Source organism: Paenibacillus sp. YAF4_2, from assembly GCF_052113225.1.
Classification (GTDB): domain Bacteria; phylum Bacillota; class Bacilli; order Paenibacillales; family Paenibacillaceae; genus Pristimantibacillus.
This window is the reverse complement of sequence record NZ_JBFRCT010000005.1, coordinates 377,298-390,726: the sequence shown is the minus strand read 5'-3', so window position 1 is coordinate 390,726 and position 13,429 is coordinate 377,298. Positions and strand designations below refer to the sequence as shown.

The following is a 13,429-nucleotide window of genomic DNA, read 5'->3' as shown; positions in this document are numbered from 1 at the left end:
ATGAGCAAAAATCTTGTCGGCAATCACATCCGAAAATTACGTTTCAATCATAATGAAATGACACAGCAGCAATTGGCTGACAAGGTTGGCGTAACGAGACAAACGATTGTAGCGTTGGAAAAGGGCAACTATTCCCCGTCTCTCGAATTAGCCTTCCGCATTTCACACGCCTTTGGCTTACCACTTGAGGAGGTATTCTTTTACGGGGAAGATACAAGCCAATAAATATGAGGAGGAAAACCATGATTTCCACTACTAAAACCCCAAAAGTGACTGGCATCCTGTTTATACTCGCAGCCGTATCCTCGATATTTGGTCTTCTGTTGTATGATCCTATCCTTAACAGCTCGAATTACCTGACGAATGGCTCCGAGCATGCCAGCCAAATCATTCTTGGAGCACTGATGGAATTAATCCTTGTTGCTTCAGCGGTCGGCACTGCTATTACGATGTATCCCTTCTTGAAAAAATACAATGAAAGCATCGCCCTCGGGCATGTCTGCTTCCGCCTGCTTGAAGCCGTTGTCATCACAGTTGGCGTGATTGGCATGCTCTCGCTCTTAACCCTAAGCCGGGAATATGTTTCCGCTGGCTCCCCCGATCCCGCTTTTTATGAAGCTGCCGGAACTTTGTTCCTTGCGGTACATGACTGGACGTTTATGCTTGGCCCTAACTTTTTGCTTGGTATCAATACGATGCTGTACAGCTATATCTTTTACAAATCCGGGCTTGTCCCGCGATTCATTCCGATCCTGGGGATGACTGGAGCAGTACTCGTATTTAGTGCCTCGCTGTTCGAAATGTTTGGCGTATTCTCCCAGGTATCGGTTTGGGGCGGTCTCCTCTCCCTGCCGGTAGCAGCGAATGAGATGATTCTGGCCGTATGGCTGATTGCCAAAGGATTTAATAAATCTGCCCTATGAATTGTAAAAAGGCCGGAATTCCACTAGGGATCCGGCCTCGATTATATTATTTTCTTTTAGCTCAAATAGTTCTATTCGTATTAATGACCGTAGCTGTCAGGCCCCGGCTATTAATTGCCCCTCCGGCTAATTGCACTTGTGATGTGGCAAGACCTGTTACGGTAAAGGAGTAGGTATACGTTCCTGGACCCGGTTTGTCTACCCAAGTGAGATTAGTCGTTACAGTAGCTTGAGAGAAGTCCGTCTGATTCGCTTGCTGCATAATAGCTTCGTTATTAGTAGTAATAACATCCGCCGGGTTTCTGGACAAGATGCTGTTAACGGAATAGCTTTGGACAATGGTAAAATCAACATTTGCAAAAGCATCCAGCTTCACGACCTGGTTAGCTCCAAGAACGATAGGCGTTAAGGTTAACTCCACCGTGACCTGGTTATTTACTAGAGGAATCGGTGTATTGCTGCCGGCGAACCGGATATCAACAATACCTGGAGGACCGGATAGACCTTGCACACCTTGCTGTCCATCTGCACCTGTTGCCCCCTGTACTCCGACCAAACCCTGAACGCCTTGGACGCCTTGCGCACCTTGCGATCCTTGAGCGCCTTGCGCACCTTGAGCTCCTTGTGCACCTTGCGTTCCCTGCACTCCCGCTTCTACCTGTACACCAGAAATATCTGAAGCCACCGCAGCCCCTCTAATATTCGCCGCCTGAATGGCTTCCACGAATGCCGGGGTTGATACAAGCGTTGGCAGCACAGACCGAACGGCGTTATCAAATACAGGATGTGCAATCACTTGCGGCAGAACAGTACGAACGACCCTATCAAATGCAGGAGTCGCTAATACCTCCGGTAAAGCGGAGACGATCGATCGGTTAAAACTCGGGCTAGCAATCAAAGCGGGTATAACATTTGCAGAAATTTTGCTTGAAGTAACCGCATTTCTTGCTATTTTAGTGGTCGTTATTGCTCTTGGAGCAATTCTTCTAGCGGTTATGGGCAGCTCCAAAATGCTGACCCTCTGTTCGATGGTAAGCCTTTTGCTTCTAGCCAAGGTTCCATTCCTCCTGCCATCCAATCTTACCTACCCTGGTTAACAGTGTATTGAATGGTCAACAGTCATGGCACGATATTTGCCCCTGAGTCATTCGTCTATTTTAGTACACCTTGTTTCAAGGTCACTTTATATTATTCTTACACCCAAGCATCAATATCATAGCCGCGCTCTTCCCAATACCCCACATGATCCTTATCGATCAGCTCGATCCGGTTCAGCCATTTCACCGACTTGTACGCGTACATCTTCGGTACGATTAACCGGACTGGTCCGCCAAGATCATTCGGAATCAGGTTGCCGTCATGCAGCATCGCGACCATAATATCGTCCATCTGCGCCTGCTCGAGCGTGAGCGAATCGGTATATACGCCATCCCCCGAGTAAAACTTAACTGTCTTCGCGTTAGTTTTAACCCCCGCCTCCTGCAAGAACTGCTTCAGCGGAATGCCTTCCCACGTGTTTTTGTATACGGACCAGCCCGTCACACAGTGAAAATCACTCACCTGTACCTTCCGCGCCAGCTTCACGAACTGCTCCCAGTTCCATGTCATCGGCTTGTCGACTAGGCCATCGATCTTGAAGGACCATGTCACATTCGAGAACGACGGAATCGGTGTCACCGAATAGATGCGGAAATCGCCTTTCGCTCCACCACCCATCGGTGGGGCAGAAGCTGGCAGTGGCTGCGGAAGAGGAACCATTTGATTGCCATCCCTCGTCACGATTTCCTCATAGGACGGGCTGCCGATGCTAACCCCAAGCGTATTCACGGCCCATTTGAGAAAAGACGGCCCCACCGCTATCGCAATGCCCCCGCCCACTGCCCATTTTACGAAGGCTCGCCGGGATAAATACGATTGCGGACTTGCGGCAGGATGAATCACTGCCTTACCCTCTTTTACCTCTCGCTCTGTCCGCACCGTCCGGCGGTTTGGCTCCTTCAGCCACTTGGCTCTCGTAATCGAATGATAGATGATGTAAGGAAGCCCAACCCAGGTCAATAGATCATGAACCGTCAGAGCATGGTTGGACCACCACGGGCCTACCGTACGGAACTGCCACAGCAGTGCACCTGAGATAAACCATCCAACCAAGAGACCAAGCACGACAAATACATTAAACTTCTGCCAAGGCTTACCCTTGAGCTGCTTCCAGTGCTTGGCGGCGAGCAGAAGATAGAAAATGACCGGTACCAGAGAGAGCAGTCCTACAATAATATGCAGCTCCTTCAACCACACCCGGCCTTCTCCGAGTGTACCCCGCCAGTAATTCATGAACAGCATAACGCCGGACAAGGCTAGGATTACAACAATCCAACCGTTTAACGTGTGCAGTACAACCAGCTTCCTGCCAAATCCTTTACGCAGCCGTTTCAACAACTCGCCCACTCGTCTTCCTCCTTATTGGACCATCTTCACTTCCTGCACGGTGAACCAGAATCGACTTCCTTGCCCTTCCGCCTGCTCTACACCAATACGTCCGCCATATTGCTCGACCAACAGCTTGGCAATCGACAATCCGATTCCAGCCCCGCCGCCTTGCCGACTTCGAGAGCGATCCGTTCGATAAAATCGTTCAAAGATCCGTTCGCGTTCCGCTTCCGCAATACCCGCTCCTTCGTCGATGACGGATATTCGGATGAGACCGCCCTCAAGCTCCTCAGCTGCAATGACGATGATCCCTTCCTGAGGGGAATAACGAACCGCATTTTCGATCAGATTTTGCAGTACACGTTGAAGATGTCTAGCCAGCATGTTCACACGCAGCGAGCGATCAGGCAGCCTCACCCTTAGTTGAAGCTCTTTCGCCTCAAGCTGAAGCGAAAATCTCGGATGCAGCTCTAGCAGAGCATCCTCTACTACCGCCGGCTGACTATCCTCTCTGCTTCGCGCCCCCGCATCCAGTGTCGAGAGCTCAAACAAATCTTGTATAAGCTCGCTGAGCCTTACCGTCTCAGAACGAATGGTCGTCACATAACGGCGATACGTTGCTTCGTCCTGGATCACGCCATCCTCCAGCGCCTCTGCATAGGATTGCATGGAAGCTAGCGGCGTACGCAGATCATGTGCCATATTCGCAACAAGCTCACGCTGAGCCGCTTCTGCTGATTTCACCTGACGAAAGCTTTGCTCCAGATTGGTTCCCATAGTATTGAACTGGTCGGCAAGCAGCTTAAACTCCGTCAAGCCGGTATTCTCTACCCTCGCTTCCAAATCACCTGCAGCAATCCGTGCCGCACCCTCACTCACTCTTCGAACCGATGCCTCAAGGGGTCGCACGAGAAGGAAAAATAACAACGCCGATACGATACCTGCCCCAACTGTGGCAATACCAAGCCAAATCAGCTGCTCCCGCGTTACAAGCATATATTGAAAGAAAACAAGCAGCAGAATAATAATAAATGCGATACTAATCGTGTTCGCTAGCAGCAGATAGGAGCGGAGCTTCATGGCGTAATCCCCTTACTATCGAGCTTGTACCCGATGCCCCACACCGTCTTAATCCATCTCGGATCAGACGGATTTGGTTCAATCTTCTCCCTCAGACGCCGGACATGAACGGTCACGGTCGTCGTATCGCCGTCATACGCGATGTCCCACACCTGGTTCAGCAGTTGGCTGCGTGAGAACACTTTTCCCGGATACGTTGCTAACAAATAAAGCAGGTCAAACTCCGTTACCGTCAGCTCGATATCCACCTGCTGCACAGTGACTCTTCTCTCCTGCGGAAAGATCGATAATCCTTCATAATGGATCGCCTTTTCGCCACCCTCTTCTTCCAAGGCTTTGCTGCCAACATCCCGCTCCCCAGCCGCAGCGTCGTTCTTCCAGCCCATTCTTCGTAAAATATTATTGACCCGAAGCACAAGCTCCCTCGGGCTGAACGGCTTCGTCATATAATCGTCGGCGCCCATCGTCAGACCAAGCAGCCTGTCAGCTTCCTCTCCGCGGGCTGTCAGCATAATAATAGGCGTATCGTCTGTCTGCCGGATCGTATCACAGACTTCAATCCCGTCAACCTTCGGCATCATCAGGTCGAGTACAAGCAAGTCCGGGCGATGCTCTCGCCATAATCGGAGTGCTTCTTCCCCGTTCTCAGCAACCCATACCGTATTGCCCTCCCGCTCCAGATACCGTCGGCACACGTCCGTAATATTCCGTTCGTCGTCCGCGACAACAATACATGCGCCCATCATATGTCCTCCTGTCCAAAGTAATACTAGTTACTTCTATTATACGGCCTGTTCATCCCGGATACGACTGTCCTCCTGAATGCAGAACAATCCCTCGCCAGGTGAGGCGAAGGAGGCTGGACTTGTATGCTGGACTTATTTGCTGTCATCCATCATCTTGTCGTCATTCATTGCTTTGTCGTCGTTCATCATCTTGTCGTCGTTCATCGCTTTATCGTCGTTCATCATCTTGTCATCGTTCATCGCTTTGTCGTCGTTCATTTCCGTCGCCGGCTTGTCGTTCTTCATCTCGTTGTTGTTATTAGAGTTACATGCACTGATTAGTAGCATTCCTCCAATAATTAAGGTACTCCATAGTGTTTTCTTCATCATCATCTCTCCCTCGAATCGTTCGTTTCGTCCTTAACTTGCCTACGAGACATAGCTTAGCGGACAAAACTAACCATCCAAGAACGAGCTCCTTGCAAAAGCATTATCAAATCCTTACAAAAGAATTACATTTCCAGCACAAAAAAGACTTTGCATCTGTATGCCACAGATGCAAAGCCATCTTTACGTCACTCAACTGACCGAGGAGTTGATCTTACCCATCTCGTCTTCCACTAAAATTGTTAATTCATCCTCGTAACCACCCGTAATTCTGTACTTCCGGATATAATCCTTCACAAACTTACGCGGGTCCTTAGGTTGAAAAATTCTCGTGAGTTCCTTCAGGCTTTCCTTGACCTCATTCTGGCTATGCTTCGCCATGAAATCTCCTCCCCTATACGTTGGATGGTCGTCCTAAACAACAAATCCGAGAACGGATGCGGCACTTACACCGCAATTACCCCCATTCGGTGCAGGCAACTCCATGGTCAATGAGTCACAATGTTTGCATTTTTCTTACTATTATAACATTTCGGTCAAGATTGTAAAATAAACAAATATTAATCCAATCCTTGCCTTCAGCTCTCCCGGGGCGGCTTCACAGCAGGAACTACTTCCTCTGCAGGAGCCGGTTTCACAGGTGTTGGAGGCGGGATGTCTGTAGGTGAATGATGCGTCTCGTTTCTATTAAACATTCGTAAATAAGCAAAAACACCGACTAATGCAACCGCAATACCGAATATCAACACAACTGCCGTAATCCAACCGTCGACCATTTCCCGCCTCCTCTCTTCTTATATTTATCGGCAAATCGATGCTTTCGTTACAGTTCATTCACCCATAAAATTTTTTTCCATATATAGGATATATTATATCGAAGCAGCCGCTCGACAGCAACTCGGACTATCAGACTATTTCCGTGTTACCTCGATACAATTCGGTAAGAACCGCTGCCCCATGCGATAAATTTTTCGTCCTCATCTTTCACCGTTGCCTGAAGCGTAATGGTCCTGCCGATGCGATGTATAATCTCGGCTTCACACACCAGAATTCCACTTCTCGAACTCTCCAGAAAATGCGTATTGAGCTGGGCGGTTACCGTTTTCTCCCGACAAGCAACCATGACAACCAGCCCCATCGCGTTATCCAGCATAGACATTAACACTCCGCCATGCACGATCCCAATCAAATTCAGATGACGCTGCTCTGCGTGCAGACGGATCGCCGCTTTTTCAGCATTCGCATATACGACTTCACAGCCAAGCTCACTCCAGAAGGTCCCACGAGCCAGCTCCTCCAGTCTTGCCAAGTGCTCCTCAATGTCCGCCTGCTTCACGACAAAATCCTCCGACACGCCTCGCTCACCGCCTTTACTATTACTGTTCCTTTTCCTTCTCCAGCTCTTCAAGCAGCTTGCGCCTTAATACTTTGCCGATCATTGTCTTCGGCAGGGACTCCCTGAATTCATACAGGTGAGGCACCTTAAACGCAGCAAGCCGTTGTCTGCACCAGACGTCCAGCTGAGCAGCCGAGATGCTGGAGCCTTTTTTCAGCACAATGTACGCTTTCACGGTCTCGCCCCGATAGGGATCCTTGACTCCCAGAACGGAAGCCTCCATCACCGCCGGATGCTCATACAGCACCTCTTCGATCTCACGCGGGTAGATGTTGAAACCGCCTGCGATAATGATATCTTTAATCCGGTCTACGATTGTAAAAAAACCATCCTCATCCATATAACCAAGATCGCCGGTATGCAGCCAGCCGTCGCGCAGTACAATGGCGGATTCCTCAGGATTATTCCAATAACCTTTCATCACCTGCGGTCCCCTTACAACAATCTCCCCAACCTCCCGTATAGGGAGAGGCTTGCCTTCCGGGCTGAAGATTGCTGCTTCCGTGTCCGGGAACGGAAAGCCAATCGTACCGATTTTGCGTTTGCCCCAGAGCAGATTACTATGCGTGACAGGTGAAGCCTCCGTCAGACCATAACCTTCAATCAGCTTGCCACCCGTCATCTTCTCGAATTGCTCCTGTACCTCAAGTGGCAGAGCCGCAGACCCGCTTACACATATTTCAATGGAGGAAAGGTCTGTGCTTGCTGCGTTCTTATGATTGATAAGAGCAATATACATCGTTGGAGCACCGGGAAATATAGTGGGTTGCTGACGGCTGATTGTCTCCAGCACCGTCTCCGTCTCGAAGCGCGGCAGCAGAATAAGCGAAGATGCGCGCAGCACCGAGAAATTCATGATGACGGTCAAGCCAAATACATGGAATAACGGCAGTGCCGCTAGAAATCTTTCGTAGCCATCCTTTGCTTTGTAGCACCAGGCCGCAATCTGCATCGTATTGGCCACAAGGTTACGGTGTGTCAGCATCACCCCTTTCGGCGTTCCCGTCGTACCACCTGTATATTGAAGCTGCGCAAGATCGCTGCCGTGAATATCAGTGATGACAGGCAAGTTGGAGCTGGAGGCCAGCAGCTTTTTATAAGAGACTACACCTTGGCGGCCATAAGGAATATCTGCTTTGAAGCCTTCTTTGCGTTGTTTGAGCGGGTAGAGCAGGTTTTTCGGAAAAGGAAGTCCGTCCTTAAGTGACGTAATGATCACGTTCTTAAGGTTTGGCAGCGGACCTGCCTCAGGGAAATCACCACGAACACGGGCAAGACGCTCATAGAACAGATCCACGGTAATAATAGTCGTAGCTCCGCTGTCGGACAGCTGATGCTCGATCTCCCGCTCGACATACAGAGGATTTGTCTGTACAACAACAGCCCCGACCATTAGAGCAGCATAGTAGGAGATGACCGCCTGCGGACAGTTCGGCAGCATGATGGCGACGCGGTCGCCCCGCTTCACACCAAGGGTGATAAGACCGTTGGCCATGCGGCAGGTATGATCATATAACTCGCGGTAAGTGATGGATTTGCCTAGAAAATGAACAGCTTCGTTAGCTGGGTATTTCTCTACGGCATTGATCAGAAATTGAGGGATGCCATAATTCGGGTAATCAAGAGAAGCCGGAATCTCCGGCGGATAATGTCGCAGCCATGGTTTTGGGATTTCTGCTGCAGCGGCGGTCTCATCCGTAGGCGAAGCCGCGGATGCCACGACTTCTTCAGTTGGGGTTTCCGCAGAAGAGGAATCCTCGGACGAGGATGCTTCGACGGGTGAGTCGGACGACAGTTCGAGTTGGGCGGCAGGAGGGTCATCGAATGAGTTTACCACAGCCGATGAAGCAAGCTCCGCTTCATGCGGTTCATCAAATGCGATAGCTTCAGCGGTTGTTTCAGACGGCGGTTCAGCCTCGGCATTAAGAGCAGCAACGAGAGGCTCCCCAATTGGGGCAGCCTCCTGGGCAGTCTGCTCGAAACCTGTTTCATCGGGTTCCGCCACATGCGGCTCATCAGATGAGGCAGCTTCAGCAAGCAAATCCGGCGACAGATCGAGCTCGGTAGCGACAGGCTCCCCGCTTGGAGCAGCCACCACGGCAGTCTGCTCGAAGATCACTTCAGCGGGCTCCGCCACATGCGTTTCATCAGACGAGGCTGCTTCAGTAAGCAAATCGGGCGACAGGTCGAGCTCGGCAGCTAGAGGCTCCCCGCTTGGGGCAGCCTCCTCGACAGTCTGCTCGAAGCCCGCTTCAGTGGGCTCTTCATCTGCTGCTGCCTCTGCTATTGCACTATCTTGCTCAGGCTGCCCTTCTGTTGCCACTTTTGCAGATAACTCTACTTCTGGCTGTGTTCCATCTACGAGCTGCGAGGCTGAGGCTTCGTCCTGCTGTGGTGAAGGTGACGTTTCGATTGGTGTGGAATTGGTCGACTCTTGCCGATCCTCGGGTACAAGCGGGCGTTCCGGATTTGACGGATCCATAAGGCGTTCCCCCTCCTACACAATATATTGCTCCCCGCGAATGACGCGTGCGGCAACCTCTCTCTTGGCGGCAATCGTATCCACCAGCGGCGCACGCATCAGCTTCTTCAAGACAGACAATTGCATTTGCAGGGCATCCCCCTTGGCGAGTGCTGCAAGAGCGACCTTCGCAATCGATTCGATCTTCTCCAGTGCCTCCTGAATGAATATTTCTGTCATTTGAATCGGGTTCTTTGCTTCTGCTCCGCTTTGCACGAGCTTTTGCGTACGCAGCAGCGCGCTTTCGGCAGCGAACAGCTGGATCATGATATCTGACAGCGAGCAGAGCACTTCCTGCTCCTGATCGAGCCGAACCCCAAGCTTCTGCACGGCGAGGCCGCCGACGGCAAGGAATGCTTTTTTTCCTTGTGCAACGCGGTACACCTCACGACTCAGCGGCTCATCAAACGGCGGCACCGGCATCGGCTGAAGCAGCTCCGCCTGCAGAGCTTGCGCTTTTTCGAGGAGTGGAAGCTCGCCTTTCATTGCTTTTTTGAGCAGCGTTCCTGGGATCAGCATCCGGTTAATCTCGTTAGTCCCTTCGAAAATCCGGTTAATCCGCGAATCCCGGTAAATACGCTCCACCTTGTACTCCTTGATATAGCCGTAGCCGCCATGAATTTGCACACCCTCATCTGCCACAAAATCCAGTGTCTCAGACGCGAACACCTTAATAATTGAGCATTCAAGCGCATACTCACTGATCGCTTTCGCAGCCCGCACGCCAGAATCCGGCGCATCGGCACCTGCTCCTTCTGCGCTGAGCATCGCATCAATCCAGCCAGCCGTACGATACACCATACTTTCGAGCACATACGTCTGGATATTCATATCCGCCAGCTTAGCGCCGATCAATGGGTAAGAGGAGATGGCGCGGCCGAATTGTTTTCGCGTGTTGGCGTATTTGGAAGCCAGTTCAATCGTTTCTTTCGACCCGCCAAGACAGCCCGCTCCAAGCTTGAACCTTCCAATATTCAGAATGTTGAAGGCGATCTTGTGCCCTTGACCAATCTCGCCAAGCACATGGTCTACGGGGACTGCCACATCTTCAAAAAATAACGGGCGAGTCGATGAGCCTTTAATCCCCATCTTGTGCTCTTCGGGACCAACACTGAACCCCGGCATATCCCGCTCCACAATAAACGCGGTGAAAGCTTCCCCGTCCACCTTTGCATACACGATAAACACATCCGCAAATCCCGCATTTGTGATGTATAGCTTAGATCCATTCAACAGGTAATGACTGCCGTCAGGCGACAGCCGAGCCGTTGTCTTCGCACCTAGGGCATCCGATCCAGAGGCTGGCTCCGTCAAGCAATAGGCCGCGATTAACTCACCGGTTGCGAGCTTCGGCAAGTATTTGCGTTTCTGCGAAGCTGTCCCGAAAAAGACGATCGGCAGCGTGCCAATCCCCGTATGTGCGCCTACAGACAGCGCGAAAGAGGAGGCGCGGGCAAGCGTCTCCGACAGCAATGTTGTACTGACTTTATCGAGCCCAAGCCCACCATAGGCCTCAGGTACATCAGCTCCGAGCAGCCCAAGTTCTCCTGCCTGGCGCATCAGCTTCACAGTGAGTTCATAATCTAAGCCTTCAAGCTGTTCATCAACAGGGAAAATCTCTCCCTCCATAAACTGCTGTGCCGCATCCGCCATCATCCGCTGCTCTTCATTGAAATCCTCCGGCGTCACCGTTGCGGACGGCAAAGCGTCTTCAATGACGAATCTGCCACCAAAACGAATGTTTTCCCCCATGCCTTAAGCTCTCCTTTCAGTTGGCCTTCCTGCTTCCTCCACCTTCGCCCTATCGGGCTATCTCGCTATCGGGCCATGCTATGCGTACACTTCGAACACTCCTGCCGCTCCCATGCCCCCGCCTACACACATTGTGACAACACCAATTCCACCGCCGCGCCGCTTCAGCTCGTGAATGAGCGAGACCGACAGCTTCGTCCCTGTGCAGCCAAGTGGATGACCTAGTGCAATCGCACCGCCGTTTACATTAACACGCTCCGGGTCGATACCGAGCTGCTCAATAATCGGTACACATTGGGCGGCAAAAGCTTCATTCAGCTCGAAAATATCAACGTCATTAACCGTTAAGTTAGCGGCTTGAAGCGCCTTTGGCACGGCCTCGATTGGGCCGATGCCCATCACTTCCGGGGCTACACCTGCAACACGGTAGGTGCGGAAAGCAGCCAAAGGCGTTAGCCCAAGCTCTCTCGCTTTTGCCCGGCTCATCACAATGACGGCCGCTGCGCCGTCGCTCATCTGCGAGGAATTACCTGCTGTTACCGTTCCTTCCCTTGCAAAAGAAGGCTTCAGCGGGGCAAGCGTCTCCGGCGAAGTCTCTGTGCGAACACCTTCATCTGTGTCGAAGGTGAAGGTCTTTTCGATTGGACGTCCAGCTGCATTCACATCAGATCGTGTAGCGGTAACCGGTACAATCTCATCTTTAAAACGTCCTTCCTGGATGGCCGCTGCCGCCTTGCGATGACTCGATGCTGCGAATGCATCCTGAGCGGCTCGCGTGACATTGTAGCGGCGGGCTACTTCTTCGGCGGTATGGCCCATACCCATGTACACTTCCGGCATGGCATCTACAATGCCCGGATGAGGTGAGAGCTTGAAGCCGGTCATCGGCACATGGCTCATGCTTTCAACGCCGCCAGCGACCAAGATGTCAGCTTCTCCAAGGCGAATACGTTCCGCCGCATATGCAATCGACTGCAGCCCCGATGCACAGAATCGATTGACCGTTACGGCAGGCGTTGTAACCGGAAAGCCTGAATAAAGCGAGATGATCCTCGCCATATTCAGTCCCTGCTCACCCTCCGGCATCGCACAGCCAATAATCACATCCTCGACATCAGCTGCATTCAAGCCCGGTACCCGCTCCAGCGCTGCGGTCAGCACGGCCCGTCCAAGGTCCTCGGCCCTCGTCTCCGCCAGACTCCCCTTCTTCGCCTTGCCGACCGCAGTACGTACCGCTGATACAATAACGGCATCGCGGTCACTATCCACAAACTTGCCCGCTGCTCCCATAAGCGTCCTCCTTCTTGTTGGCGCTGCGCGCGGCATTCACGCGAAGCGCCGTGTCATTCGCCCCGGCCGATCTAATCGACAGCAATAGTTCGGGCAGACAAGGCCCTCTCAGGGCCTTATCTCACTCCGAACGGCTTGGCGCGTGGCAGATAAGACCCTCGTAGGGTCTTATTCGCTCCACAGTCCGCGTTTTCTACTACTTTTCTGCTTGAGCTCGGGAGGATAAAGCCCTCTCAGGGTCTTATCTCACCCCGAACGGCTTGGCGCGTGGCAGATAAGACCCTCACAGGGTCTTATTCGCTCCACAGTCCGCGTTTTCTACTACTTTTCTGCTTGCACTCGGGAGGATAAAGCCCTCTCGGGGTCTTATCTCACTCCGAACGGCTTGGCGCGTGGCAGATAAGACCCTCACAGGGCCTTATCTGCCACGCGGTCTTCGTTTTCGACTACATATCTGCTTAGATTTTGAGAGATAAGGTCCTTTATGGACCTTATGGCCTTACGTATTTGGAATGGAGCGTTTACTGCTGCTTTTCTGCGTGTATCCTGAGTTTTAAGTTCCCTTAGGAACCTTAATGTGCTCCAAACAGTGAACTCCAGGGTACTTAAGGTCCCGGAAGGACCTTAAGTACCTGGAAGCCAACACTTTCCTCCCCTTTACTGCCTGAATTCATACGATAGCGTTTGACCTACGTTGGAATTACTCCAACAAAAGTAGATCAAAAGCTCGTATAACCCGCCTACGTTGGATTCAATACAGTAACATTCGCTCGAGCAGACCATACCCGCAGAAAAGTTACTGATTATGCTGGATGGAATCCAACGCAGGGTTAGTTACTTGTTGATAGCGCGGTATTAGGCTGTACGAAATACAGTCTGGGCGGAATGAGCTTAGATTTTAGTGTATAGTACCTGGAAGCCAACACTA

Annotated in this window: 13 protein-coding genes; 2 read left to right on the top strand and 11 right to left on the bottom strand. The window is 51.5% G+C overall.

Features of this window, described 5'->3' with window-relative positions; all coding sequences use genetic code 11:
• Positions 1–225: a helix-turn-helix transcriptional regulator gene (locus tag AB4Y93_RS14820; RefSeq protein WP_441893180.1), complete on the top strand. Its 225-nt coding sequence runs from the start codon at positions 1–3 to the stop codon at positions 223–225.
• A gap of 17 nt (positions 226–242) precedes the next feature.
• Positions 243–923, top strand: a complete 681-nt coding sequence (locus tag AB4Y93_RS14815) for a DUF4386 domain-containing protein (RefSeq protein ID WP_441893178.1) — start codon at positions 243–245, stop codon at positions 921–923.
• A 61-nt stretch (positions 924–984) separates the two neighbouring features.
• On the opposite strand, the gene AB4Y93_RS14810 is transcribed toward AB4Y93_RS14815, so the two are convergent.
• The 11 genes from AB4Y93_RS14810 to AB4Y93_RS14760 all read right to left on the bottom strand — a co-directional run bounded on the left by AB4Y93_RS14810 (position 985) and on the right by AB4Y93_RS14760 (position 12,501).
• Positions 985–1,977, bottom strand: a complete 993-nt coding sequence (locus AB4Y93_RS14810; protein ID WP_441893176.1) for a collagen-like triple helix repeat-containing protein — start codon at positions 1,975–1,977, stop codon at positions 985–987.
• A 140-nt stretch (positions 1,978–2,117) separates the two neighbouring features.
• Positions 2,118–3,368 (bottom strand): molybdopterin-dependent oxidoreductase, encoded by a 1,251-nt coding sequence (locus AB4Y93_RS14805; protein WP_441893174.1) that lies wholly within the window; start codon positions 3,366–3,368, stop codon positions 2,118–2,120.
• 12 nt (positions 3,369–3,380) lie between these two features.
• Entirely contained in the window at positions 3,381–4,430 is a 1,050-nt protein-coding gene (locus tag AB4Y93_RS14800; protein WP_441893172.1) for a sensor histidine kinase, read from the bottom strand.
• Positions 4,427–5,173 carry a response regulator transcription factor gene (locus tag AB4Y93_RS14795; protein WP_441893325.1) on the bottom strand — a complete coding sequence of 249 codons (747 nt, stop codon included), beginning with the start codon at positions 5,171–5,173 and terminating at the stop codon, positions 4,427–4,429. Before AB4Y93_RS14795 ends, AB4Y93_RS14800 begins: the two co-directional genes overlap by 4 nt.
• Before the next feature lie 135 nt (positions 5,174–5,308).
• Positions 5,309–5,542: a hypothetical protein gene (locus AB4Y93_RS14790; RefSeq protein ID WP_441893170.1), complete on the bottom strand. Its 234-nt coding sequence runs from the start codon at positions 5,540–5,542 to the stop codon at positions 5,309–5,311.
• A gap of 192 nt (positions 5,543–5,734) precedes the next feature.
• Positions 5,735–5,923 carry a hypothetical protein gene (locus AB4Y93_RS14785; RefSeq protein WP_012772497.1) on the bottom strand — a complete coding sequence of 63 codons (189 nt, stop codon included), beginning with the start codon at positions 5,921–5,923 and terminating at the stop codon, positions 5,735–5,737.
• 197 nt (positions 5,924–6,120) lie between these two features.
• Entirely contained in the window at positions 6,121–6,318 is a 198-nt protein-coding gene (locus AB4Y93_RS14780) for a hypothetical protein (RefSeq protein WP_441893168.1), read from the bottom strand.
• 146 nt (positions 6,319–6,464) lie between these two features.
• Positions 6,465–6,896: a hotdog domain-containing protein gene (locus AB4Y93_RS14775; RefSeq protein WP_167278481.1), complete on the bottom strand. Its 432-nt coding sequence runs from the start codon at positions 6,894–6,896 to the stop codon at positions 6,465–6,467.
• A 22-nt stretch (positions 6,897–6,918) separates the two neighbouring features.
• Positions 6,919–9,420: a long-chain-fatty-acid--CoA ligase gene (locus AB4Y93_RS14770; protein WP_441893166.1), complete on the bottom strand. Its 2,502-nt coding sequence runs from the start codon at positions 9,418–9,420 to the stop codon at positions 6,919–6,921.
• A 15-nt stretch (positions 9,421–9,435) separates the two neighbouring features.
• The gene (locus tag AB4Y93_RS14765; protein ID WP_441893164.1) at positions 9,436–11,211 is read right to left on the bottom strand and encodes an acyl-CoA dehydrogenase family protein; all 1,776 of its coding nucleotides are present in this window, start codon (positions 11,209–11,211) and stop codon (positions 9,436–9,438) included.
• A gap of 78 nt (positions 11,212–11,289) precedes the next feature.
• Complete coding sequence (locus AB4Y93_RS14760; protein ID WP_167278479.1) at positions 11,290–12,501, bottom strand: acetyl-CoA C-acyltransferase; 1,212 nt, start codon at positions 12,499–12,501, stop codon at positions 11,290–11,292.
• Positions 12,502–13,429 lie beyond the last annotated feature (928 nt).

Coding starts and splice junctions, on each gene's coding strand:
- AB4Y93_RS14770 (WP_441893166.1), bottom strand. CDS start 9,420: ATGGATCCGTCAAATCCGGAACGCCCGCTTGTACCCGAGGATCGGCAA.
- AB4Y93_RS14820 (WP_441893180.1), top strand. CDS start 1: ATGAGCAAAAATCTTGTCGGCAATCACATCCGAAAATTACGTTTCAAT.
- AB4Y93_RS14780 (WP_441893168.1), bottom strand. CDS start 6,318: ATGGTCGACGGTTGGATTACGGCAGTTGTGTTGATATTCGGTATTGCG.
- AB4Y93_RS14815 (WP_441893178.1), top strand. CDS start 243: ATGATTTCCACTACTAAAACCCCAAAAGTGACTGGCATCCTGTTTATA.
- AB4Y93_RS14790 (WP_441893170.1), bottom strand. CDS start 5,542: ATGAAGAAAACACTATGGAGTACCTTAATTATTGGAGGAATGCTACTA.
- AB4Y93_RS14760 (WP_167278479.1), bottom strand. CDS start 12,501: ATGGGAGCAGCGGGCAAGTTTGTGGATAGTGACCGCGATGCCGTTATT.
- AB4Y93_RS14800 (WP_441893172.1), bottom strand. CDS start 4,430: ATGAAGCTCCGCTCCTATCTGCTGCTAGCGAACACGATTAGTATCGCA.
- AB4Y93_RS14795 (WP_441893325.1), bottom strand. CDS start 5,173: ATGGGCGCATGTATTGTTGTCGCGGACGACGAACGGAATATTACGGAC.
- AB4Y93_RS14765 (WP_441893164.1), bottom strand. CDS start 11,211: ATGGGGGAAAACATTCGTTTTGGTGGCAGATTCGTCATTGAAGACGCT.
- AB4Y93_RS14785 (WP_012772497.1), bottom strand. CDS start 5,923: ATGGCGAAGCATAGCCAGAATGAGGTCAAGGAAAGCCTGAAGGAACTC.